Annotated in this window: 20 protein-coding genes; 9 read left to right on the top strand and 11 right to left on the bottom strand. The window is 71.3% G+C overall.

What is annotated here, in order from left to right; genetic code table 11:
* Positions 1-5 precede the first annotated feature (5 nt).
* The 4 genes from CCN37_RS25270 to mraZ all read right to left on the bottom strand — a co-directional run bounded on the left by CCN37_RS25270 (position 6) and on the right by mraZ (position 4,175).
* Positions 6-1,913, bottom strand: a complete 1,908-nt coding sequence (locus CCN37_RS25270; protein ID WP_086825390.1) for a penicillin-binding protein 2 — start codon at positions 1,911-1,913, stop codon at positions 6-8.
* Entirely contained in the window at positions 1,913-2,557 is a 645-nt protein-coding gene (locus CCN37_RS25265) for a hypothetical protein (protein WP_086825388.1), read from the bottom strand. Before CCN37_RS25265 ends, CCN37_RS25270 begins: the two co-directional genes overlap by 1 nt.
* A complete protein-coding gene (rsmH, locus tag CCN37_RS25260) occupies positions 2,554-3,516 on the bottom strand; it encodes a 16S rRNA (cytosine(1402)-N(4))-methyltransferase RsmH (protein WP_086825386.1) in 963 nt (320 codons plus the stop codon). Before rsmH ends, CCN37_RS25265 begins: the two co-directional genes overlap by 4 nt.
* Before the next feature lie 227 nt (positions 3,517-3,743).
* Complete coding sequence (mraZ, locus tag CCN37_RS25255; protein WP_086825504.1) at positions 3,744-4,175, bottom strand: division/cell wall cluster transcriptional repressor MraZ; 432 nt, start codon at positions 4,173-4,175, stop codon at positions 3,744-3,746.
* A gap of 483 nt (positions 4,176-4,658) precedes the next feature.
* Here mraZ and CCN37_RS25250 point away from each other — a divergent pair, with 483 nt between their 5' ends.
* Genes CCN37_RS25250 through CCN37_RS25235 form a run of 4 tightly spaced genes read left to right on the top strand, consistent with a single transcriptional unit; the run spans position 4,659 to position 9,555 of the window.
* Positions 4,659-5,735, top strand: a complete 1,077-nt coding sequence (locus CCN37_RS25250) for an AAA family ATPase (protein WP_371504957.1) — start codon at positions 4,659-4,661, stop codon at positions 5,733-5,735.
* Positions 5,736-7,004, top strand: a complete 1,269-nt coding sequence (locus CCN37_RS25245) for a DUF58 domain-containing protein (RefSeq protein WP_086825382.1) — start codon at positions 5,736-5,738, stop codon at positions 7,002-7,004.
* Complete coding sequence (locus CCN37_RS25240; RefSeq protein ID WP_143261796.1) at positions 7,001-8,992, top strand: DUF3488 and transglutaminase-like domain-containing protein; 1,992 nt, start codon at positions 7,001-7,003, stop codon at positions 8,990-8,992. Before CCN37_RS25245 ends, CCN37_RS25240 begins: the two co-directional genes overlap by 4 nt.
* Positions 8,989-9,555 carry a hypothetical protein gene (locus CCN37_RS25235; protein WP_086825378.1) on the top strand — a complete coding sequence of 189 codons (567 nt, stop codon included), beginning with the start codon at positions 8,989-8,991 and terminating at the stop codon, positions 9,553-9,555. The genes CCN37_RS25240 and CCN37_RS25235 overlap by 4 nt, the downstream gene beginning before the upstream one ends.
* A 215-nt stretch (positions 9,556-9,770) precedes the next feature.
* Here CCN37_RS25235 and CCN37_RS25230 read toward each other — a convergent pair whose 3' ends face one another.
* Complete coding sequence (locus tag CCN37_RS25230) at positions 9,771-10,169, bottom strand: DUF3040 domain-containing protein (RefSeq protein WP_086825376.1); 399 nt, start codon at positions 10,167-10,169, stop codon at positions 9,771-9,773.
* Positions 10,170-10,594: 425 nt separating this feature from the next.
* On the opposite strand from CCN37_RS25230, the gene CCN37_RS25225 reads away from it, so the two are divergent.
* On the top strand, positions 10,595-12,253 hold the full coding sequence (locus CCN37_RS25225) for a peptide chain release factor 3 (protein ID WP_371504955.1): 1,659 nt from the start codon (positions 10,595-10,597) through the stop codon (positions 12,251-12,253).
* A 46-nt stretch (positions 12,254-12,299) separates the two neighbouring features.
* On the opposite strand, the gene CCN37_RS25220 is transcribed toward CCN37_RS25225, so the two are convergent.
* Entirely contained in the window at positions 12,300-13,523 is a 1,224-nt protein-coding gene (locus CCN37_RS25220) for a glycosyltransferase 87 family protein (protein ID WP_086825373.1), read from the bottom strand.
* 174 nt (positions 13,524-13,697) lie between these two features.
* On the opposite strand from CCN37_RS25220, the gene CCN37_RS25215 reads away from it, so the two are divergent.
* Entirely contained in the window at positions 13,698-14,222 is a 525-nt protein-coding gene (locus CCN37_RS25215; RefSeq protein WP_086825371.1) for a GbsR/MarR family transcriptional regulator, read from the top strand.
* Here the strand turns inward: CCN37_RS25215 and CCN37_RS25210 are convergent.
* On the bottom strand, positions 14,206-15,423 hold the full coding sequence (locus tag CCN37_RS25210) for a cytochrome P450 (RefSeq protein ID WP_086825369.1): 1,218 nt from the start codon (positions 15,421-15,423) through the stop codon (positions 14,206-14,208). The genes CCN37_RS25215 and CCN37_RS25210 overlap by 17 nt on opposite strands.
* A 228-nt stretch (positions 15,424-15,651) precedes the next feature.
* On the opposite strand from CCN37_RS25210, the gene CCN37_RS25205 reads away from it, so the two are divergent.
* The 3 genes from CCN37_RS25205 (at position 15,652) to CCN37_RS25195 (ending at position 18,473) form a co-directional block, all read left to right on the top strand.
* Complete coding sequence (locus CCN37_RS25205) at positions 15,652-16,326, top strand: glycoside hydrolase family 75 protein (RefSeq protein ID WP_086825367.1); 675 nt, start codon at positions 15,652-15,654, stop codon at positions 16,324-16,326.
* Between the two features lie 143 nt (positions 16,327-16,469).
* The gene (locus CCN37_RS25200) at positions 16,470-17,153 is read left to right on the top strand and encodes a glycoside hydrolase family 75 protein (protein WP_086825365.1); all 684 of its coding nucleotides are present in this window, start codon (positions 16,470-16,472) and stop codon (positions 17,151-17,153) included.
* Positions 17,154-17,345: 192 nt separating this feature from the next.
* Positions 17,346-18,473 carry a peptidoglycan-binding protein gene (locus CCN37_RS25195; RefSeq protein WP_246843285.1) on the top strand — a complete coding sequence of 376 codons (1,128 nt, stop codon included), beginning with the start codon at positions 17,346-17,348 and terminating at the stop codon, positions 18,471-18,473.
* 146 nt (positions 18,474-18,619) lie between these two features.
* On the opposite strand, the gene CCN37_RS25190 is transcribed toward CCN37_RS25195, so the two are convergent.
* The 4 genes from CCN37_RS25190 to CCN37_RS25175 all read right to left on the bottom strand — a co-directional run bounded on the left by CCN37_RS25190 (position 18,620) and on the right by CCN37_RS25175 (position 22,691).
* Positions 18,620-19,879, bottom strand: a complete 1,260-nt coding sequence (locus CCN37_RS25190; protein ID WP_086825360.1) for a DNA polymerase IV — start codon at positions 19,877-19,879, stop codon at positions 18,620-18,622.
* Positions 19,880-19,921: 42 nt separating this feature from the next.
* Positions 19,922-20,347 (bottom strand): glycine cleavage system protein H, encoded by a 426-nt coding sequence (locus tag CCN37_RS25185; protein ID WP_210408188.1) that lies wholly within the window; start codon positions 20,345-20,347, stop codon positions 19,922-19,924.
* Between the two features lie 212 nt (positions 20,348-20,559).
* Positions 20,560-21,528, bottom strand: coding sequence for a 2-hydroxyacid dehydrogenase (locus CCN37_RS25180; protein WP_086825355.1), 969 nt, complete (start codon positions 21,526-21,528; stop codon positions 20,560-20,562).
* On the bottom strand, positions 21,525-22,691 hold the full coding sequence (locus tag CCN37_RS25175; protein ID WP_086825353.1) for a lactate 2-monooxygenase: 1,167 nt from the start codon (positions 22,689-22,691) through the stop codon (positions 21,525-21,527). Before CCN37_RS25175 ends, CCN37_RS25180 begins: the two co-directional genes overlap by 4 nt.
* Positions 22,692-22,752: the final 61 nt, after the last annotated feature.

Here is a 22,752-nt window from a genome sequence, read left to right as displayed (position 1 = left end):
CAGGATCAGCCGTTCTTCGGCAGGAGCTCCAGGGTGGGGGCGACCGGGGACAGGGGGACGCGGTAGCGCTGGGCCACGTAGTCGGCCATGTCGTGGAACAGGGGCGCGGCGGAGGTGGCTTCGGAGGTGCCGGCCTTGGGGGCGTCGAGCATGATGCCGATGACGTAGCGCGGTTTGTCGGCGGGCAGGATGCCGGCGAAGGTGATCCAGTACGAGGAGTTGCTGTAGCAGCCGCAGTTCGGGTCGACCTGCTGCGCGGTGCCGGTCTTGCCGGTGATCTGGTAGCCGGAGAGCGCGGCGGCGGGGCCGGTGCCGCGTTGGCCGGGGGCGTCCTGGACGACGGCGCGCATCATGTCGCGGACGGTGCGCGCGGTCTCGGGGCTGACGACGCGGACGCCTTCGGGGCGGGGCTCTTCCTTGCGGACCTTGTCGGGGCCGATCTCCGCCTTGATGATGCGCGGCGGGATGCGCAGGCCGTCGTTGGCGAGCGCCTGGTACATGCCGGCCATCTGCACGACGGTCATGGACAGGCCCTGGCCGATGGGCAGGTTGCCGAAGGTGGAGCCGGACCACTGCGAGCGCGGCGGGACGCGGCCGGAGGTCTCACCGGCCAGGCCGAGCCGGGTGCGCTCGCCGAGGCCGAACTTGGAGAGCATCTCGGCGAAGCGGTCCTGGCCGATCTGCTGCGCCATCATCAGCGTGCCGACGTTGGAGGACTTGCCGATCACCCCGGTGAAGGTCATCGGGATGGTGCCGTGGTTCCACGCGTCGCCGATCTCGCGGTCGGCGACCTTGATGCTGCCGGGCACCGACAGCACGGTCTGCGGCGTGGCGAGGCCGAGCTCGATCGCGGTGGCGGCGGTGACGACCTTGTTGACCGATCCCGGTTCGAAGGGCGATGTCACCGCGCGGTTGTTGCGCTGCTCGGGCTTGGAGTCGGCGAAGTTGTTGGGGTCGAACGGTTTGTCGTCGGCCAGCGCCATGACCTCGCCGGTCTTCGCGTCGAGCACGACGGCGCTGCCGCCCTTGGCCTCCACCCGCTGCACGTAGCTGGTGAGCATGTTCTGCACGGTGAACTGGAGGTCGGTGTCGATGGTCAGCTGGATGTCGGAGCCCGGCGTCGCGGGTTCGACCTCGCGCTCGGAGCCGGGGATGGTGACGTTGGCGCTCCCCGCGGCGGTGTCCACGACGCGCCTGCCGTCCTTGCCGGAGAGCAGGTTGTTCTTGTAGGTCTCCAGCCCCTCCAGGCCCGCCGCCTTGCGCTCCTCCATCCGCCAGTTGGCGAAACCGACGATGTCCGCGCCGACCTTGCCGGAGGGGTACTGGCGGATCTGGCGGTACTCGGCGCCGATCTCGCGGAACTTCTCGCGGATCATCCGCGCCTTCGCGGGTTCGACGCGGTCCACCAGGTACAGCCACTTGCTGTCGGAGAACAGCTTGCGCAGCAGCTCCTGCTCGTCGACCTGGTCGCCGAGGACCTGCTTCATGTAGGCGGCGATGTTGCGCTTGCGCTCGTCGGGGTCCTTGCCCGCCTTGCGCTGCTCCTCCACGATCAGCTGCGGCAGCGCGTAGAGCGCCTTCGCCTCCACGCTGAAGGCCAGCAGGTTGCCGTCCCGGTCCACGATCGAGCCGCGCTGACCGGGGATGTTCTGCACGGTGACGCGCTGCTTGAGCGAGCGCTGCGACAGCGCCTCGGCCTCGAAGCCCTGCACCTGCACCAGGCGCAGCCCGGCCGCGACGAGCGCGATCACCAGGAAGGCGCGCCCCACCACGACGCGGACGCGGTGATCGCCCATGCCGTTGGGGTTGCGCCTCAGCTTGGCCCTGGGGGGCTTGGGTTTCGGGGCCGCCGCCCGCGTCGACGACCTCGGAGCGGGCCGCGGTCGGCCGGTGCGCCGGTTCGGGCCCTGCATCAGCCGCCCCCACCGGCCGCCGGGGGCTGCTGCTGCCCGGCCGGAGGCTGCTGCGCGGGCGGCTGCTGCTGCCCCGCAGGCGGAGCGGGAGGAGCCGGGGGTGCGGGAGGAGCGGGCTGCTGCTGTTCCGGCGGCGGCTGGCTGCGCACGCTGGAGCGCGGCTTCTCGGCGGCCTTCGGATCGCCGACGACCTCGACGTCGCCGTTGGGCTGGACCTGCAGGCGCGCGGGGTCACCGGCGGGGACCATGCCGCGCTCGCGGGCGCGGCGGTCCAGCTCGATCGGAGACTCCAAAGTGGACACCTCGCGGCGCAGCCGCTCCACGTCCTCGGCGCCCTTGCGGACCTCGCGCCGGGTCTCCTCCAGCCGGTAGGAGTCGGCGGCGGCGGCCGTGGACAGCCACAGCGACGCGACGATGCCGGTACCGAGCAGGCCCATCACCAGCAGCACGAAGGGAGCCCTCGGCGCGGGCGCGGCGCGGCGCTCGGGCACGGCGGCCCCGGTGCGGTGCGCCCTGCGGGCGTAGGCGCGCTCGGCCGCTGCGGAGCGCCGGTGCTGCGCGGCGCGCTCGGCCTCGCGGTCGCGAACGGGCTGGGTGCCCTGCCCGCGCGAGACGGGTGGTTCGGAACGTGCCGGCGCGCTCATGACGCCTCCCCGATCCGCTCTGCGGCGCGCAACCGGACGGAGGCGGCGCGCGGGTTCTGCGCGATCTCCTCCTCCGTCGCGGGCTCGGAGCCGCGGGTGATCAACCGGAACTCGGGGCCGTGGCCGGGCAGTTCGACCGGCAGGCCCACTGGCGTGCGCGAGGTCGACCTGGCGACCAGCTCGCGCTTGGTGATCTTGTCTTCCAGCGAGTGGTAGGACAGCACGACGACCCGGCCCTCCGGCGCCAGCGCGTCCAGCGCGTTCGGCAGCGCCCTGCGCCAGACCTCCAGCTCGCCGTTGACCTCGATGCGCAGCGCCTGGAAGGTGCGCTTGGCCGGGTGGCCGCCGGTGCGCCTGGTCGCGGCGGGAACGGCGTCGTAGAGCAGCTGGACCAGCCGGGCGCTGGTGGTGAAGGGCTCCTTGGTGCGCTCGCGGACGACGGCGGAGACGATGCGCTTGGCGAAGCGCTCCTCGCCGTAGTCGCGCAGCACGCGGATCAGCTCGCCGGGCGCGTACTCGTTGAGCACGTCGGCGGCGGTGAGCCCCGCGGTGGGGTCCATCCGCATGTCCAGCGGGGCGTCCTTGGCGTAGGCGAAACCGCGGTCGGCCTCGTCGAGCTGCATCGAGGAGACGCCGAGGTCGAAGAGCACCCCGTCGACGTGGTCGATGCCGAGGCCGTCCAGCGCGGAGGGCAGTTCGTCGTAGACGGCGTGCACGAGCTTGGCGCGCTCGCCGAACGGCGCGAGCCGCGCACCGGCGAGTTCCAGTGCGCGCGGGTCGCGGTCGAGGCCGACCAGGGTGAGCTCGGGGAAGGCGGTGAGCATCGCCTCGGAGTGACCGCCGAGGCCGAGCGTGCCGTCGACGACGACGGCGGGGCCCTTCTCCAGGGCCGGGCGCAACAGGTTGATCGTGCGGTCGAGCAGGACCGGGATGTGCGCGGGCCGCGCCGACTCCGCCATGGCGGTCCCTCCCTTGCCCTGCTCCGCGCTCTGACGATCACTCGACCGGCGCACCGACCCCTGTCTGTCCTCTGTGGACGTCCACTGTGGAGTATCACGGCGGGTGTGGCGGATGTCGCCAGGTCCCCGCCCGCCCGTCGAGCCTGGTACCGGGGAAGGTGCACCAGGACCGAGAGATCGAGCGGACCGAGGCCTCACGGCACCCGAACCACGACCACGTGCCGGGATCAGAACATCCCCGGCAGGACTTCCTCCCTCGCCTTCGCGTAGTTCTCCTCGTTGTCCTCGAGGTAGGTCTGCCACGCCGAGGAGTCCCATATCTCCAGGCGGGTGATGGCGCCGATGACGACGCACTCCTTGCTGAGCCCGGCGTAGCGGCGCAGCTCCGGGACGATGGTGACGCGGCCCTGGGAGTCCGGTCGCTGCTCGTCGGTCCCGGCGAAGAGGTAGCGCTGGTAGGCGCGGACGGCCTCGTTGGTGAACGGGGCCTCGGCGACCTTGCGCGCCATCTGCTCGAACTCCGCGCGCGGGAACACGTAGAGGCAGTGGTCCTGTCCCTTGGTGACCATCAGCCCCCCCGCCAACGCGTCGCGAAACTTGGCCGGCAGCGTGAGCCGGCCCTTGTCATCCAGCTTTGGGTTGTGGGTACCGAGAAACACCGGCTTCACCTCCCCACCGACCCGTCCGGACCGGCAGCGGGGACCCCGTTCTCCCCACCGGCCGCCACAGTACCCCACTTTCCACCACAGTCAACGCGATCAAGGCCCGTTTTTCGACCGCCCGAGTGACGTTTCCGCAGCTAGACGAGGGTGGGTCCACGTGGGGGGTGACGGCTGCCCCACGCCCGGAAGGCATCCCACTACCGGGGGACGGGAGCGGCGGAATTCCCCCATTAGGGTGAGCATCGCCGGCGGCCATCCGGTCGCTGACGAGCAGGTGGGGCGAGGTGGGGAAACCCGGGTGCCCGGACGGGGTGGGGAGCTTCGCCAGGTTTTGACACACTGCGTGTCACGCTGCTCGTCGTTCGCCGGACGACCGCCGAAGATCCGCTCGCGGGATCGAGCATCAACCCGCCCCGCCGGTGTCGTCGGCCGGTGACGCGGGCACCGCGTGGGAGCCGCACCACCATGGAGGTCTGTCGAGTGACGCCGAGTACCCAGCCGACCGCTCTGCCCGGCCAGCCGCTGCCCGAGCCGGACGGCGCGCAACGCCCCGTCGAAGTGCTCGCCGAGCTGCACGACACCGCGCGGCGGATCGCGGGCAACGTGGAGCGGGTGCTCGTCGGCAAGCCGGACGTCGTGCGCGTCGCGCTGGTCACGCTGCTCGCCGAGGGCCACCTGCTGGTCGAGGACGTGCCGGGCGTCGGCAAGACCTCGCTGGCCAAGGCGCTGGCGCGCTCCATCGACTGCACGGTCAGCCGCATCCAGTTCACCCCGGACCTGCTGCCGAGCGACATCACCGGCGTGTCCATCTACAACCGCCAGACCTCGGACTTCGAGTTCCGCCCCGGCCCGGTCTTCGCCAACATCGTGGTGGGCGACGAGATCAACCGCGCCTCGCCGAAGACGCAGTCGGCGCTGCTGGAGTGCATGGAGGAGCACCAGGTCACCGTCGACGGGCGCACCTTCGGGCTGGACTCGCCGTTCATGGTGATCGCCACGCAGAACCCGATCGAGATGGAGGGCACCTACGCCCTTCCCGAGGCCCAGCGCGACCGCTTCACCGCGCGCGTGTCCATCGGCTACCCCGACCCGCAGGCCGAGCTGGCCATGGTCGACGAGCACGCCGGGCACGACCCGATGGCGGACCTGCGCCCGGTCTCCGACGCCGCGCAGGTGCGCTCGCTGGTGCAGGCGGTGCGCCAGGTGCACCTCTCCCAGGAGATCCGCAGGTACTGCGTCGAGCTGGTCTCGGCCACCCGCCGTCTGCCCGAGCTCCGCCTCGGCGCCTCCCCCCGTTCCACGCTCCAGCTCGTCCGCGCCTCCCGGGCGCAGGCCGCTCTCGTCGGCCGCGACTTCGTGGTGCCGGACGACATCCACGCGGTCGCGGTGCCGGTGCTGGCCCACCGCCTCGTGCTCACGGCGGAGGCGCAGGCGGCCCGCCGCTCCCCGGCGGACCTCGTTCGCGGTCTGGTGCAACGGGTTCCGGTCCCCCAGGGCGGAACGGGTCCCGCGCAAGCCGGCCCGTACCAGCGCAACGGTCTGCGGGGAACCAGGTAAATGCGGGGCGCCCTGTCCGGCCTCACCACGCGCGGGCGCTGCCTGCTCGCAGCGGGCATCGCCGCCGCGCTCTGCGCGCTGGTGCTCAACGAGCGGGACCTGTTGCGGGTGGCCATCTTCGCCGTCGCGCTCCCCGTGCTGTCGGCCGTGCTGGCCGCGGGCGCGCGCGTCGGTCTCGTCGCGCTGCGGCACGTGCTGCCCGAGCGCGTGCACGTGGGCAACGCCGCCGAGGTGCGCGTGGAGCTGCGCAGCACCGGCCGCGTGCCCTCCGGCGGGCTGCTGCTGGAGGACGGGGTCCCGTACGCGCTGGGCAGCAGACCGCGCTTCGTCGTGGAACGCATGTCGCGCAAGAGTTCCGTCGGTCTGCGCTACCCGTTGCAGCCGGTGCTGCGCGGGGTGCACCAGCTCGGCCCGATGCGCGCGCGGATCACCGATCCCTTCGGGTTGGCCGAGTTCGAGCGCGAGCTCGGCGGGACCAGCAGGCTGATCGTCGCACCGAAGATCGTCGGCCTCTCCGGGCTCCCGGTCGGCGCGGGCCTGGGCACCGGGGACGACGGCGCGATCCGGCTGCGCACCGGGCAGGGCGAGGACGACGCGATCGTCCGGCAGTATCGGCACGGTGACGACATGCGCAAGGTGCACTGGCGCTCGACCGCGCGCCGCGACGAGCTGATGGTGCGGGTCGAGGAACGCCCGTGGCGCGGCGGGATCGCGGTGCTGCTGGACGCGCGCGAGTCGGCGCACCGGGGCAGCGGCCCCAGCTCCAGCCTGGAGTGGGCGGTGTCGCTGACCGCGAGCATCTGCCTGCACCTGCACCGGCACGGCCAGCACGTCCGGCTGAGCACCGAGGACGGGCACGCGCTCGCCGGTGGGCAGAGCGACGGCGGGCACAGCGACACCGAGGTGCTCGACGCGCTCGCGGCGCTTCGCCCGTCCCACCGCAGGGACCTGGCGTGCAGCAACGACCCCGGTTCGGGTCGCGAGCTGATCGCGGTGCTCGGCGCGACCACGCCCTCGGCCGTGCACGAGCTGATCAAGTACCGGCAGCGGTCGGTGCGCAGCCTCGCGGTGCTGCTGGACGTCAAGAGCTGGGCGGGCTCCAGCGAGGAGGGGGCCGCCGACCCCCAGGAGGTCGCGCGGTTGCTGACCTCGGCGGGCTGGGGCGTCATGATCGCCGACGCGCGGACGCCGATGACCACCGTCTGGACGCGGCTGTGCCACAGCACCGCCGACCGGATGGCCGTGGGGAAGGGCGGGGCTGCCTGGTGAGTTCACGACACGCGGTGCTGGCACCGTCGACCGAGCACGGCGCCGCGATCTCCCTCGCCGCGGCGGTCTCCGTGCTGGGCGCGGCGACCGCGCTCTCCGCGGTGATCGAGGGCGGGCGGTGGATCGGCTTCGTCGCCGTGACCATCGCGGTGGTGATCGCGGTCGGCACCGGCCTGCGCGCGATCCGGGCACCGATCTTCGTCGTCGCGCTCGGCCAGATCTGCGCGCTGGCGTTCTTCCTGACCGCGGTGTTCACCCGCAGCGGGTTGTTCGGCGTGCTGCCGGGCCCGGAAGCCTTGCAGGAACTGGGCAACGTGCTCAGCGAATCCGTGCAGCAGGTCCGCACGGGCGTACCCCCGGTGAGCGGGACGTCGGCGATACTGTGCCTGTCCGCGCTCGCGGTCGGCATCGTGATGATCGCGGTGGACACGCTCGCCACCGCGGCGCAGGCGCCCGCAGCCGCCGGTCTGGTGCTGCTGTGCGTCTTCGCCGTCCCCGCCTCGCTGGCCGACGAGATGCTGCCGTGGTGGTCCTTCGCGTTGGGAGCCGGCGGTTTCGCGCTCCTGCTGGTGGTGGACGAGGCGCAGCGGCACCGCCTGTGGCGCGGCAGGCTCGGGCTCCCCGCACGCGGGCAGAACGGCGAGAAGAACGGCCGTCGCGGCGGTGGTTCCGGCTTCAGCGCGTCGGCGGTGACGGTCATCGGCCTGGTCGTGGCGATCGTCGGCGGGTCCACGCTGACGCTGGTCGGCACCGCGGGCAGGCTGCCGGGAGTCGGCGGCAACTCGGGCACGGCGGGCATGGGCATCAAGCCGTTCGCGTCGCTGCGCGGGCAGTTGGAGCGCAAGGGAACCATCGAGCTGTTCCGGGTGCGCGGCCTCGACGAGGTGTCCTACCTGCGGTCGCTGACGCTGCGCCAGTACGACCGCAGGAACGGCTGGTCGGTCAACAGCCCGCTCAGCGGAGCCCCCGTCACCGGCAAGCTGGTCAACGTGGGGGCGAACCCGGAGAGCCTGGGCAAGCCGAAGCAGATCGACATCGAGACGGTCGGCTACCTCGACCACTGGGTCCCGGTCTACGGCGTGCCGATGGGACTGGACGGCGTTCCCGACGACTGGCTCTACGACCCCAAGGTCGGCGTGGTCTTCAACGACGAGAAGAAGCGCGTGGAGCGCTACACGCAGATGAGCGTGCTGGCGAACCCGACCCCGGAGGCACTGCGCGCGACGGGGACGCGCGTGGACACCCAGGAGATCGGCGCGGAGTACCTGGAGATCGACGTCGACCCCAGGATCACCGACCTGGCCCGCCGGATCACGGCCTCGGCGCGGACGAACTACGACAAGGCCCTCGCGCTGCGCAAGCACTTCACCGACCCCGGCAACGGCTTCACCTACAGCCTGCAGACGGTGGCCGGTGGCGACTCCGACGGCCTGGTGGACTTCCTGTTCAACGGCAAGACCGGGTTCTGCGAGCAGTTCGCATCGTCGATGGCGGTCCTGGCGCGCGCCGCGGGCATCCCGGCGCGCGTGGCCATCGGCTTCACCCAGGGCTACGACGCCGGTGGCTACCACGTGATCACCACCAACGACGCCCACGCGTGGGTGGAGCTGCACTTCCCCGGCATCGGCTGGACCAGGTTCGACCCGACCCCGCAGGCCAACGGGCGCGGTGTGACCGCGCCCTACGAGATCGAGGGGTCCACCAGCGGCGGCAACCAGAGCGGCAACGAGCCCTCGGCCGGGCGCACCACGACGCCCCAGTCGAACCCGTCGTCCGCGCCGACCGCTACGACCGCGCCGGTGGCTCCCGGCGGTGGCGACGACCGAGTCCTCCTGTTCGGGGCGATGCGGGTCCCGGCGGCCGTGGTGTGGTGGGAGATCCTGCTGCTGCTCGCCGTCGCGGGCGCCGCTGGAGCCGCCGTCGCGACGCGCGCGCGGAGGAGACGACATCGAAGCTCCGCTGGCGGGAATCAGGAGGCAGCGCGATGAGCGCCCTGCTCGCCGCCGCGACGCCGTGGCGTGCGCGGCTGTCGAAGACCGTTGCCCTGCCTGAGTTCTGGGCGGCGACGGCGACCGGGCTCGGCGTCATCGCCGTCCTGCTGCCGCTGTGGTGGACGCTGCCGGGGTTCGTGTGGGCACTGCTGCTGATCGTGCTGGGCGGTGGTTACCTCGCGCTGCTGCCGTCCTGGGTGCGTGGGGCGCTTCGGCAGCAGCGGCTGGACGCCGTGGCCGCCGGGGGCGCGGACGCCGCCGACGCCGCCTGGCAGGAGTTGGTCGCGGCGAGCGTGGACCGCGGCACGGGGATCGCCGAGACGGACACGGTTCGCGTGGCCGCGACGAAGCTCGCGCGCGAGCACAGCCTGGACGAGTCCGGGCGCGCCGGGCTGCGCGTGCTCGTCGGCGAGGTCGAGCGATCCTGGTACGGCGCGAGCGCTTCCACGCCGTCGGAACTCCCGGCGGCGTTGGACCAGGTGCTGGCCAGCCTCGCGGTGAACGCGCCGATGTCCTTGCGCGCGAAGCTGTTCCCCCGCTCCGCCATGCCCACGCGCTGACCCGCCCCAACGTCCGCCAGGCCGCCAAGAATCCGTTTCGTACTCCTAGCGGCCGTGGGGAGCGCTCTCTTTCCCGCTACCGGTACGAAACGGGAAAGGTTTGGACCACTTCAGCGCGCGAGGGGGCGAGCGGCGGAAACCACCAAGGGCTGCCGCACCGTCCCGGGAGAGGGAGGCGATGTGGCAGCCCTTGGTGGTTGCGGTTGTGTCAGTGCTTAGCCGTTGTCGTCGAACCTGCGGCGGAACCGCTCTTCCATCCGCTGCGCGAACGAACTCCGGCGTGGTGTCGTCTGCTGTGGTTTGCCGCCACCCTCCTCGACGGCCTGGTCGCGTTGACCGACCGCGGAGAGGGCCCACATGGCCCCGCCGAACATCAGCAGGAACCCGATGACGCTGAGCACCGGGATCTCCGCGACCCGTGCCACGGGTAGCGCGACCCCGACGACGAGCAGTAGTAGACCGATGATCAGAATGGCGACACCCTGGAGGCGACGCCTTCTGGAGGGCCGCCGTAGCCGGGAACCGCGCACCGTCGATGCGAACTTCGGATCCTCGGCGTAGAGCGCGCGCTCAATCTGGTCGAGCAGTCGCTGCTCGTGCTCGGAGAGTGGCATGGATCCTCCTCCGGCACATCTTCTCGCTAGCGCCGGGCGTCACGGTTGCCGCCGGACCCGGCGGGCGCCCCCGTTGGGAGCGTCACCCTTGAGGATACGATCCGTGGGACGCTGCGACTACCCGGTCGGCACTGCCGAAGCCAGCCTGTTGTCAGCGTCATCCGCTCGGGGGAGCGGCCGATACCGGGTGCTGTCGCCGCGAAACCCTTGCTGAGCTGGCCTTTTCTTCGTTTTCGGCGTTCCGGGGGCCCGCGGCGGGCTGTCCTCCGTTCGGCGGTGCGGCGACACAACAGGTCGCAGAACTCACCCCGGAGGAGGTACGCGGCGTGATGCCTTTGTGAAGCGGGGGCGATCGCGAACGTGACCAGCCGGGCGGGAACTAGTATCCACCGGGCGATTTTCAGCGGATTTGGAGTGTGCTCACGGTGACGGCGACAGGGCCAGATCTCGACCCCTCGGACCCCACGGACGCCCCGGCGGCCACCGGCAAGGGCTCCTCGGTCGTGCCAGCGGAGGCGGGCCGCCGCAGGACCTTCGGCGTGATCAGCCACCCCGACGCGGGCAAGTCCACGCTCACCGAGGCGCTGGCGCTGCACGCGCGGGTGATCTCCGAGGCGGGCGCGGTGCACGGCAAGGCGGGCCGCAAGGGCGTGGTCTCGGACTGGCTGGCCATGGAGCAGGCGCGCGGCATCTCGATCACCTCGGCGGCGCTGCAGTTCGGCTACGGCGACACGGTGATCAACCTGCTGGACACCCCGGGTCACGCCGACTTCTCCGAGGACACCTACCGCGTGCTCTCCGCGGTCGACTCGGCGGTGATGCTGCTGGACGCGGCCAAGGGCCTGGAGCCGCAGACGCTGAAGCTCTTCGACGTGTGCAGGCACCGCGGCATCCCGGTGGTCACGTTCGTGAACAAGTGGGACCGCCCCGGCCGCGAGGCGCTGGAGCTGTGCGACGAGATCAGCACCCGGATCAACCTCACCCCGATGCCGCTGAACTGGCCGGTCGGCGAGGCCGGGCGCTTCCGCGGCGTGCTGGACCGCGCCTCCGGCGAGTTCACCCGCTTCACCAGGACCGCGGGCGGGGCGACGCTGGCCACCGAGGAGACGATGAGCGCGGAGCGGGCCGCCGAGGAGGAGGGTGAGGACTGGACGCGCGCCGTCGAGGAGTCCGAACTGCTCTCGCTCAGCGGCTCCGACTTCGACCAGGAGGCGTTCCTCTCCGGCAAAGCGACCCCGGTGCTCTTCGGCGCCGGTGTGCTCAACATGGGCGTGCGGCAGCTGCTCGACAGCATCGTGCGGCTGTCCCCCGCCCCCGCGCCGCGCGTGGACGCCGACGAGAAGGCGCGCGCGCTCGACAAGCCGTTCTCCGGCTTCGTCTTCAAGGTGCAGACCGGCATGGACCCCGCGCACCGGGACCGCGTCGCGTTCGTCCGCGTGTGCTCCGGCCGCTTCGAGCGCGGCATGGTCGTCACGCACGCGCAGACCGGCCGCCCGTTCAGCACCAAGTACGCGCAGCAGATGTTCGGCCGCGAGCGCAACACGGTGGATGAGGCCTTCCCCGGCGACGTCGTCGGCCTGGTCAACGCCAACGCGCTCCAGGTCGGTGACACGCTGCACGTCGGCAAGCCCGCCGTGCGCTTCCCGAGGCTGCCGAGCTTCGCCCCCGAGCACTTCTCCATCGCGCGCCCGTCGGATCTCGGCCGCGCCAAGCAGTTCCGCAAGGGCATCCAGCAGCTGGAGGAGGAAGGCGTCGTCCAGGTGCTGCGCTCCGACCGCCGCGGTGACGCCGCCCCCGTGCTGGCCGCCGTCGGCCCGATGCAGTTCGAGGTCGCCGCGCACCGCATCGAGGCGGAGTTCGGCGTGAAGCTGTTGCTGGACCGGCTGCCCTACCGCATCGCGCGCATCCTCGTTCAGCCCGAGCAGCGGTCGATCGTCGACCGCAGCGGCCGAGCCGAGGTCCTGCGCCGCGACCGCGACGGCGTCGACCTGGCCCTCTTCCCGGACCCGGTGGCCGTCGGCTCCCTCCAGCGCCTGCACCCGGAGTTCAAGCTCGAATCCCTCGTCGCCGGAACCGACGACTAGGCGTTCCTCGCGCGTTGTGGCAATTCGTTGCCACAACGCGCGGGCGCTAGGGGAGGAAGGCGGCGTCGCGGCGGGCCAGGAGCAGGCGGGGACGGCGCCACGCCAGGTAGGAACCGGCGGCGAGCAGGCAGAAGCCGACGATCACGAAGGAGTTGCCGAGCAGGTGCTCCCCCGGCGTCCAGAGCAGTTCCTGGTTGCCAGCGGTCGGCAGCTTGAAGTGCCACCCGACGTAGAAGACGACGGTGATCACGGCCGCGACGAGCAGCCACACCCAGCTGTTCACCCGCAGCGCCGAGGCGATCATGATGACCAGGGTCGGGGCGATCCACACCCAGTGGTGCGACCACGAGGTCGGCGAGATCAGCAGTGCGACGATCCCGTTGGCCATCACCGCGATCGGGGCGTCGGCGCGGCGGATGATCACCACGCCCATGCCGATGGCGAGCAGGGACAGCAGCACGATCAGCACGCCCATGAGCACGACGGGCGGCTGGAGCCGGACGAGCATCGCGGTGATGGTCTGGTTGGCGGAGAACGGGGTGCCGCTCATCGACGACGCGCCGCCCTCCAGCCAGTAGTGCAGCGAGGAGCCGGGCGCGATCACGAAGCCGACCAGGGTGGCGGCGGCGCCGCTGATCACCACGGCCAGCGCGGCGCGGAAGTCCTTGCGCAGCAAGAAGTACAGCAGGAACGCGGCCGGGGTGAGCTTGATCGCGGCGGCGATGCCGACGAGGGTGCCGCGCGGCCACTTCGGGGAGATCGCCAGGCAGTCCACGGCGACGAGCGCCATCAGCCACAGGTTGACCTGGCCGTAGTCCAGGGTCTCGGTCACCGGCTCCAGCAGCAGCGCGAAGGGCAGCAGCACCGCGGTCACCACGAAGGCGCCCTTCGGCCCGCCGGAGCGCCACAGCCGCCGCACCACGACGTACAGCGTGGCGGCGAGCGCGAGCACGGAGATGCCGAAGTTCAGCGCGACGGCGGGGTCACGGGCGAGCACCGCGAACGGCGCGAGCACGAGCACGGCGAACGGCGGGTAGATGAAGGGCAGGTGGTTGCCCGCCGCGGTCTTCTCCAGGAGGCCGTACATGTCGCCGCCGGACCACCAGGTCTGCACCGCGGCCCGGTAGACGTCGAGGTCCTCGTAGACGTGCCGGGCGTCGGCGAGCCGGAAGAGCACCACCGCCACCAGGGCGACCACCGCCGCGACGACCAGTGCCGCCCCGTTGCGGAGCACCAGGGTGCGGAAGCGGTCCCAGATGGTGGTGAGCAACGTGAAGCCTCCCGATAGCCGAAGTCCGTGCAGCCTAGCCGGGGGCTGTCGGCGGCCCCGCTGTGACAGACCGCTGAGGTGGGGGCGGGGTTGAGTCGCTTCCGAAGTTCTTCGCGGTGCTTCGGTCACACCCGGCTGCGGCTACCCTGACCGGGCGAGCGTGAGGAGGCATCAGTGAGCACCGAGACGACCGAAGGCCGGATCGAGGGCCGCGACGCGGAGGCGTTCCTGCGCTTCGTGGAGCGCTTCGCCTCGGTGCTGGCCGACGGCGGTTGGCCGAGGATGCCCGCGCGCGTGTTCGTCTGCCTGCTCGCGGTGGACTCCGGCAGGCTCACCGCGGCCGAGCTCGCCGAGGCGCTGCGGGTCAGCCCGGCGGCGATCTCCGGGGCGGTCCGCTACCTGGGCCAGGTCGGCCTGATCAGCCGGGAGCGCGAGCCGGGCTCCCGCCGCGACGTCTACCAGGTGCGCGATGACGTCTGGTACGAGGCCGCCGTGCGCAAGGACCGCGCCCTCACCCGGTGGGAGACCAGCCTGCGCGAGGGGATCGAGGTGCTGGGCCCCGACTCCCCCGCCGGCCGCAGGATGACCGAGACGCTGGAGTTCTTCGAGTTCGTCCAAGGCGAGCTGCCAAGCCTGCTGGAGCGCTGGCGCGCGGTGCGCGATGAGTTGCGCGCCAAGCAGCTCAGCGATCCCAGCTGACTAGGAGTTCGTGCACGCCGTAGATCGCCATGTCCGAGCGCATGGGCACGGCGTCCGCGGGCACGGCCAGCCGCAGCTGCGGGAAGCGACGGAACAGCGCGGTGAAGGCGATCCGCAGCTCCGAGCGCGCCAACTGCTGGCCGAGGCACTGGTGCACCCCGTGCCCGAAGGCCAGGTGCCCGGTCGCGGAGCGGCCGATGTCCATCCGCTCCGGGTCCTCGAAGCGCTCGGGGTCGCGGTTGGCGACCGGGACCGAGATGGCCACGGTCTGCCCCTCGCGCACGAGCTGCCCCGCCACCTCGACGTCCTCGGTCGCGGTGCGGATCGGTCCGATGTGGATGATCGACAGGTAGCGCAGCATCTCCTCGACCGCGCTGTTGGCCAGGGACTGCTCGCCCTGGAACCGGTGCAGCTGCTCGGGGTTCTGCAGCAGCGCGTAGACGCCGAGGCCGATCTGGTTGGCGGTGGTCTCGTGCCCGGCGACCAGCAACACCGCGCCGATGTTGACCAGTTCCTCGTCGGTCAGGTCGCCCGCCGTGATCAGATCGCTGAGCAGGTCATCGCCCGGCTCGGCGCGTTTCTCCGAGACCAGCCGGGCGAGCAGCGCGGCCACCGCGCCGAAGGACTCCATCCGCTCCTCGACCGACGCGTCCAACGCCAGCAGTCGCCGGCTGTCCTCGTTGAACCTGCCGCGTTCCGCGCGCGGGACGCCGAGCAGTTCGCAGATCACCAGTGACGGCAGCGGCAGCGCGTACTCGGCGACCAGGTCGACCGCGTCCTCGCCGGCGCGGCCCCGCTCCATCGCGTCGAGCAGTTCCTCAGCGATGCGCTCGATCATCGGCTCCATCGTCCTGATCCGGCGCACGGTGAAGGCACCGGTCAGCTGCCTGCGGTAGCGCGCGTGCTCGGGGTCGTCCAGCCGCGTGAACATGCCGGGCCGCGGCGTCGCGCGCACCTCCGCGGGCACCTCGATCGGGATCGGCGAGTGCTGGAGCTCGACGCGCACGCTGAAGCGAGGATCGGCCAGCACGGCGCGGGCGGCGGCGTTGCCGGTGGCCAGCCAGCCCTGGTGGCCGTCCGGGTAGGTCATCGGCGTGAGCGCGCGCTGCTCGCGCGCTCGGGTCAGCTCCTCCGGCGGGTCCAGCGGGCAGCGCCGGGCGAGGGGGAGTCCGTCCAGGGTGGTGGGCGCGTTCGGGTCCATGCCGACCGAAGCTACACCTGGTTCACAACTTCGTGAAGGCTGTGAACGATGGCTCGGCCCATTGCGGCAGCGGAACCGCCCGAAAGGACTTTACGAGCGTTCCGCCAAGACTCGCCTGCGATTCAGTAAAGGCCCACTTCGCGACGCACAGAAAATCCTTGATTGCATTTTCGCGAAGCTGCGGCATTCTTTAGTAAAGAACTCTTCCCTGCTGAGAGTGGGATCACCGTGAACACAACCCCGCGCAAGGTCACCGCGACCGCCTTCGTACTCGCCTCCGCCGTGGCGCTCACCACCACCCCCGCGAGCGCCGAGCAAGCCGGCCCCACTGCCGCCCAGGTCAAGGCGGCCGTGGCGAAGTGCACGAAGCAGCTGTCGAGCGGCAAGTACGCCCACGACGCCGGCGGCTCGCGCACGACAGCGGTGTGCAAGACCAAGGGCGCCGTGCACTGGAAAGCCGATTTCGACGTCGACTGCGACGGCCAGAAAACGCCGAAGTGCAACAAGTCGACCGACCCTTGGTGGCAGAACCAGACCGCATTCGTGCAGTCCAACGGAAAGCCGCTCAACGCCGAGAAGCTGCCCTTCGTGGTCGTGCCGGGAATCAGCTCGACGTGGAGTTACAAGGGCGCCGGGATCGGCGGCGGCACGGTCGCCGCGGTGACCTACAAGGACAAGCTCGTCTACGCCGTGGTCGGCGACGTCGGCCCCACCAAGGCCATCGGCGAGGGCTCGTACGCGCTGGCCAAGGCGCTGGGCATCAACCCCGACCCGAAGACCGGCGGCGTCAGCGGGGCGGTCGTGGACTACGTCCTGTTCCCCGGGGTGAAGGTCGGCAAGATCGAGGACGCCGCCGCCGCGAGGGCGCTGGGCGCGAAGTCCGCCGCCAAGCTCGTCGGCTAGGCACGCCGTCGGGGCGCGGAGCCCCCGCCCACCTGCGGGACCAGCGCAGGACAAGTGACCGCCCGTACTGGTGAACGACCCTTACGAGGGCCCGGGGCTCGCCCCTGGCCCTCGGTGTTCCCCCTGCCAAGGACGAGGTCGCCATGAACAAGTTGCTCACCAGGTTCGCTGTGGCCGCGCTCGCGCTCACGGCCGCCTCCGCGCTCACCACGGCGCAGGCGGGCGCGGAGCCCGCGGCGCTCGCCGGCCCCACGGCCGCCCAGGTCAAGGCCGCTGTCGCCAAGTGCACGACGCAGGTCTCCAGCGGCAAGTACGCCCAGGACGCGGGCGGCTCCAGCACCATCCCGGTCTGCAAGACCAAGGGCGCGGTGCACTGGAAGGCCGATTTCGACATCGACTGCGACGGCCAGGTCACCACCAAGTGCAACAAGCAGACCGACCCGTACTTCCAGCCGGAAACCGCGTGGCAGCAGTCCAACGGCAAGCACCTCAACTCCGCCGCGCTGCCCTTCGTCGTGGTTCCCGGCATCAGCAGCAAGTGGAGCTGGAAGGCGGCGGGCATCACCGGCGGCACCGTCGCGGCCGTGGTCTACAAGGACAAGCTGGCCTACGCGGTCGTCGGTGACATCGGCCCGACCGCGATCATCGGCGAGGGCTCCTACCGGCTCGCCGAGCTCCTCGGCATCAACCCGCACCCGTCGACCGGCGGCGTCGGCGGCGCGGTCGTGGACTTCGTCCTCTTTCCGGGAGTGAAGGCCAGCCAGATCGAAAATCAGGCTTCCGCACAGTCGCTCGGGGCCACCGCGGCGACGAAACTGGTTGGCTGAGCCATTACTGGAAAGCACCCAAGAACCGCCTAACAAGCAGTAAAGATGCAGCTCAGAGCCCCGCAAGGGTAGCACTCCTTGCGGGGCTACTCTTTTTGGCGGAGTTCGTAAAAGTACTTAACAAGAGCCTGGTCTTTGACGGAATCGCGTGGTTACCCTCCACTCCCCTCGCGCATTCCAGGAGTGATGACCATGCGATTGACGATCGCGAAGCTCGCGGCCGCGACCCTGCTGCTCGCCGCAGCGCCCTCCCCCGCGGTGGCCGCTGCCGCCGCGCCCACCGCCGCACAGCTCAAGGCGGCGGTGGCCAAGTGCACGAAGCAGATCTCCAACGGCAAGTTCGGCCACGACGCGGGCGGCACGCGCACGGTCCCGGTGTGCGCGACCGGCAACGCGGTGCACTGGAGGGCCGACATGGACATCGTCTGCGACGGCCAACCGACCGCGAAGTGCAACAAGAGCACCGACCCGTGGTTCCAGGCGCAGACCGCGTGGAACCAGTCCGACGGCAAGCCGCTGATCGCGGACAAGCTGCCCTTCGTGGTGGTGCCCGGGGTCAGCTCGACGTGGAACCACAAGGGCGCCAACATCACCGGCGGCACCGTGGCAGCCGTGGTGCACAAGGACAAGCTCGCCTTCGCGGTGGTCGGTGACGTCGGCCCGACGAGCGCGATCGGCGAGGGCTCCTACCGGCTGGCCGAGCTCCTGGGCATCAACCCCAACCCGAAGAACGGCGGCGTCAGCGGCGCGGTCGTGGACTACATCCTCTTCCCCGGCATCAAGGCCTCGCCCATCGAGAGCAACGCCAGCGCGGTCTCACGCGGCACGGCGGCCGCCACCGAGCTGGTGTCGGGCCGCAAGGGCTGCGCCATCGCGAAGATCGACTTCGCCGCGTACCCGGACCTGACCGCCGGCGCGACCGGCGATGCGGTCAAGGCGGCGCAGTGCGTGTTGCGCGCCAACGGCTTCAGCACCGGGGAGGGCGATCCGACCGGCGCGTTGGACGCGGCGACCACGGCGGCCGTGTCGAAGTTCCAGACGGCCAAGGGGCTGACCGCCACCGGCACCGTCGACGTGAAGACGTGGACGGCGCTGCTGTCGGCGGGCAGCACGCCGCAGGTGCAGGACGGCTCCTCCGGCGACGCGGTCAGCCGGGTCCAGCGCGCGCTCAACGCGGCGGTCGCGGCGAAGCTCAACATCGACGGGCAGTTCGGCGCGAACACCACCGCCGCTGTGCAGCGGTACCAGTCGGCCCGCGGTCTCGGCGCGGACGGCATCGTCGGGGCCAACACCTGGAAGGCGCTCCAGAGCGGTCGATGATCTTCCCGTTTCGCACTCCCAACGGCGCCGGTAAGCGCTTTCATTCCCGTTGGGAGTGCGAAATGGCGGATGTTTTATTGGACGTTTGTATAACCACGGCCGACGCTCGCAAATGCTAGCGGGGGTGTGTGAGAAAAGCGTCGGAGCTAACGCCCCTGGCGCTCGGGGCGGCCCTTCAGCAGTGACGCGGGGCGGATCGCGGCGGTGCCGAACTTCGTGCGGGCCAGGTCCGCGGCCTCGTCGGCCTCGCGCCAGCCGCGCTCCGGGGCGTCCAAGGTCAACTGCTCCCCCATGGCGTCCCCCTCGCCGAGCTGCTCGGCGCGCACCCCGATGAGCCGCACGGCCCCCGGCGGCACCTGCTCGGCCAGCAGCCGGGCCGCGGTGCGGTAGACCTCCTGACTGAGGTTGGTCGGCACCTGGAGGGTCTTCGACCTGGTGATGGTGGTGAAGTCGGAGAAGCGGACCTTGATCGAGACCGTCCTGGCCCGCAGGTCCCGCGCCCGCAGCGAGGCCGCGGTGCGCTCGCTCAGCCGCAGCAGCTCGCGGCGCAGCACCTCGCGGTCGGTCTGGTCGACGTCGAAGGTCTCCTCGGCGCCGATCGACTTCTCCGCGACCTCGGCGACCACGCGCCGCCCGTCGACGCCGTTGGCCAGCGCGTACAGGTGCTCCGCGCTGGCGTTGCCGAGCATCCGGCGCAGCCGGGGCAACGGGGTGCGCGCCACGTCGGAGACCCTGGTCAGGCCCTGTTGGGTGAGCTTATCCGCGGTGCGGGCGCCGACGCCCCACAGCGCCGAGACCGGCAGCGGGCTGAGGAAGTCCATGATCTCGGCGGCCGGGACGACCATCATGCCGTCCGGCTTGCACAGCCCGGAGGCCAGCTTCGCGACGAACTTGGTGGCCGCGACGCCGACGGAGCAGGTCACACCGTGTTCGGCCTGCACCCGCTCGCGGATCGCGGCGCCGAGCTGGGCCGGGGTGCGGCGCAGCCTGCGCAGCGCGCCCGCCACGTCCAGGAAGGCCTCGTCGAGGCTGAGCGGCTCCACGAGCGGGGTCAGCTCGCGGAAGATCCGCATCATCCCCGCCGAGACCTCCTGGTAGGCGGCGAAGTTCGGCGGCAGGAAGACCGCCTGGGGGCACAGCTTGCGGGCCATGGCGGTCGGCATCGCGGAGCGGACGCCGAAGCCGCGGGCGATGTAGTTGGCCGAGGACACCACGCCCCTGCCGCCGACCCCGCCCACGACGACGGGGCGTTCTAGCAGCTCAGGGCGGGCACGGATCTCCACGGAGGCGTAGAAGGCGTCCATGTCCACGTGCAGCACGGTGCAGCCGGTGTCATCGGGACACGCCCCGTCGCGCACGCGGAAGCGCTCCAGCAACCCCCTCGGCAGGTCACCGCTGCGTCCCATCCCCCACCCGCTCTCTCCCTGGCTGACCAGGCGAGAGCGAGACTACTGCGGGAGTCCGACAACCGGCCCGCGGTCGTACTCCGGCTCGGCCTCGGTGAGCTGGCCGTACTCGGCCGGGGAGAGCGCGTGCTCGGGCCACTCGGTCAGCCGGACCTTGAACAGCCAGCCGGCCTGGTAGGGGTCGCGGCCGACCAGCCACGGGTTGAGCAGGACATCGGTGTTGACCTCGACGACCTCCCCGCTGACCGGCGCGTACAGCGGCCGGGAGAGCTGGCGGGACTCGAACTCGCCGCAGGACAGGCCCGCGGTCACGTAGCTGCCGGGGCGAGGCAGTTGCACGCGCTCCACGCAGCCCAGGAAGGCCGTGGCGATCGGGGTGATGCCGACCGTCACCGGCCAGCTCTCGTAAGCGATCCAGCCGTGGTCGTAGGTGTAGTCGAGCTCCGTTGGAACATGATTCTGCGTCACGTTTTCTCCAGGGAACGCCGTCGCACACATGGCGGCTAGGGAAAGTGCGAGCAGAATCTATGAGAACTCACGGGATAACGGCAATATCTGAACAGGAAAGAAAGCCCGTTGCATAGAAAGTTCTGTCATTCCCCACTAAGCGGAGATCAAGCGCCGCAGGCGAGCCCACTCTCGCGCGAGAGTGTTCGCGGTCACAGGGAACCGGCTCGCGCTCAGCCCGCGACCACGTCCGCCGGGTCCGCGCCGGAGGCGTAGCGGCGAACGTTCTCCAGCGCCGCCTGGGCGATCCGCAGCATCGACTCCCGGGTGACGCCACCGGCGTGCGGGGACAGCGCCACGTTCGGCGCGCGCAGCAGCGGCAGGTCGGCGGGCGGCGGCTCCGGGTCGAAGACGTCCAGTCCCGCACCGGCCAGCCGCCCGTCGGTCAGCGCCCGGGCCAGCGCGTCCTGGTCCACCAACGCCCCGCGCGAGGTGTTGACCAGGATCGCCGTCGGCTTCATCAGCCCCAGCCGGCGCTCGTCGATCAGGTTCCGGCTCGCCTCGGTCAGCGGCAGGTGGAGCGAGACGTAGTCCGACTCCGCCACCAGCTCGTCCAGCTCCATCCGCGCCGCGACCCCGAACTCCCGCAGCACCTCCACCGGCACGGGCGTCCTGGTGTTGACCACGATCCGCATGTCGAAGGCACGCGCGCGCTTGGCCAGCTGCCTGCCGATGGCGCCGAAGCCGACGACGCCCAGCGTCTTGCCGAACAGCTCGGTGATGCTGAACTGGAGCCGCGGCAGCGCCCAGTCGCCCTCGCGCAGCGCCTCGTGCCCGGGGATCAGCTGCTTGGCCAGCGCCAACATCAGCGTCATCGTCTGCTCGGCAACGTCCTGGGCCTCCGCCGAGGTCGAGCCGATGTTGCACACCCGCACGCCCCGCGCCGCCGCTGCCTCGGTGTCCACGTAGTCGAAACCGTGGCTGGCGCACTGCACCACCCGCAGCTTCTCCGCGACCGCCAGGTGCTCGGCGGTGATCGGGGCGAGCGCGGTGACGACCACCTCGGCCTCGCGCAGCGCCGCCTCGTCGGCCACCGCGTCCTCCACCGGCGTGACTTCGAAGTCCGGCCCGAGCGCACCCGCGAACAGGCCTCCGAGCTTGATCCCGCCGACGTGCGGGGGCAGGACGACGAGCACCTTCACGGCTTCTCCATCAGGGTGTGCCGACCGAGATCGGCGAGCGAGCGGTTTCCGGACAGGCCGAGCGTCAGGTCGAGGTCGGCGAGCACGCTGCGCAGCACGTGCCGCACGCCCTCGCGACCACCGTGCGCGAGCCCGTAGACCCAGGGGCGGCCGAGGAGAACGGCCTTGGCGCCCAACGAGATCGCCTTGATCACGTCCGCGCCGGTGCGCACCCCGGAGTCGAAGAGCACGTCCACGCGGTCGCCGACGGCCTCCGCGATCGCGGGCAGCGCGTCGAGCGCGGCGACGGCTCCGTCGACCTGCCGCCCGCCGTGGTTGGACACGACGATCCCGTCCATGCCCGCGTCGACGGCCAGCCGCGCGTCGTCGGGGTGCAGCACGCCCTTCAGCACGATCGGGCCGTCCCAGTGCTCGCGCAGGAACGCGAGCCGGTCCCAGCTCTTGTCGACGCCGGTGAACATCTGCACCCAGCGCAACACCGCCGAGTTCCGGTCCTCCTCGGGGCTCTGCGCGAGCAGCGCGCGGAACGCGGGGTCGGAGAACGGGATCGCGGTGCCGACGCCCCGGATGAACGGCAGGTAGGACTGGTCGAGGTCCTGCGGGCGCCACGCGAGCGTCCACGTGTCGAGCGTGACCACCAGCGCTGTGAAGCCGCTGCGCTTGGCGCGCTCCAGGATGCTGACGGTGACGTCGTCGTCGTTGGGCCAGTACAGCTGGTACCAGCGCTCGCCGTCCCCACTGGCCTCGGCGACCTCTTCGATCGAGTAGGACGAGGCGGTCGAGAGCACGATCGGCATGCCCAGCTCGGCAGCGGCGGCGGCCGTGGCCAGCTCACCGTCCTCGTGCACGATCGACTGCACGCCGATCGGCGCGAGCAGCACCGGCGCGGCCAGCTCCGTCCCGAGCACCGTCGCGCGCAGATCGCGGTCGGTGGCGTCGGCGAGCATCCTCGGCACGATCCGCCAGCGGTCGAACGCATCGCGGTTGGCCCGCATGGTCGCCCCGGCCCCCGCCCCACCTGCGACGTAGCCGAATGGCCCCGGTTCGAGCACCTCGCGCGCGCTGGCCTCCAACGCCGTCGGGTCGGTGGTGAACGGGGGCACCGCGCCCGCGAGGCCCTGGAGGTAGATCTCGGACTGGTAGGTCCCGAACTGAGCAGCCACCCGCTCAGTCTTCGCGGGCGGAGCCGCCGGTGTCCACGTTCCCGGGCCTCACGTTCGTGGT

The sequence above is a fragment of the Allokutzneria sp. NRRL B-24872 genome (assembly GCF_002155965.1).
In the GTDB taxonomy this organism is placed as follows: Bacteria; Actinomycetota; Actinomycetes; order Mycobacteriales; family Pseudonocardiaceae; genus Allokutzneria.
Note: the sequence above shows the minus strand (reverse complement) of the source record. Positions and strands in the feature narration are given on the sequence as shown.

Bases quoted from the DNA above. Each gene is read 5' to 3' on its own strand.
- CCN37_RS25270 (WP_086825390.1), bottom strand. From the start codon at position 1,913: ATGCAGGGCCCGAACCGGCGCACCGGCCGACCGCGGCCCGCTCCGAGG.
- CCN37_RS25265 (WP_086825388.1), bottom strand. From the start codon at position 2,557: ATGAGCGCGCCGGCACGTTCCGAACCACCCGTCTCGCGCGGGCAGGGC.
- rsmH (WP_086825386.1), bottom strand. From the start codon at position 3,516: ATGGCGGAGTCGGCGCGGCCCGCGCACATCCCGGTCCTGCTCGACCGC.
- CCN37_RS25245 (WP_086825382.1), top strand. From the start codon at position 5,736: ATGCGGGGCGCCCTGTCCGGCCTCACCACGCGCGGGCGCTGCCTGCTC.
- CCN37_RS25235 (WP_086825378.1), top strand. From the start codon at position 8,989: ATGAGCGCCCTGCTCGCCGCCGCGACGCCGTGGCGTGCGCGGCTGTCG.
- CCN37_RS25230 (WP_086825376.1), bottom strand. From the start codon at position 10,169: ATGCCACTCTCCGAGCACGAGCAGCGACTGCTCGACCAGATTGAGCGC.
- CCN37_RS25210 (WP_086825369.1), bottom strand. From the start codon at position 15,423: ATGGACCCGAACGCGCCCACCACCCTGGACGGACTCCCCCTCGCCCGG.
- CCN37_RS25200 (WP_086825365.1), top strand. From the start codon at position 16,470: ATGAACAAGTTGCTCACCAGGTTCGCTGTGGCCGCGCTCGCGCTCACG.
- CCN37_RS25195 (WP_246843285.1), top strand. From the start codon at position 17,346: ATGCGATTGACGATCGCGAAGCTCGCGGCCGCGACCCTGCTGCTCGCC.
- CCN37_RS25190 (WP_086825360.1), bottom strand. From the start codon at position 19,879: ATGGGACGCAGCGGTGACCTGCCGAGGGGGTTGCTGGAGCGCTTCCGC.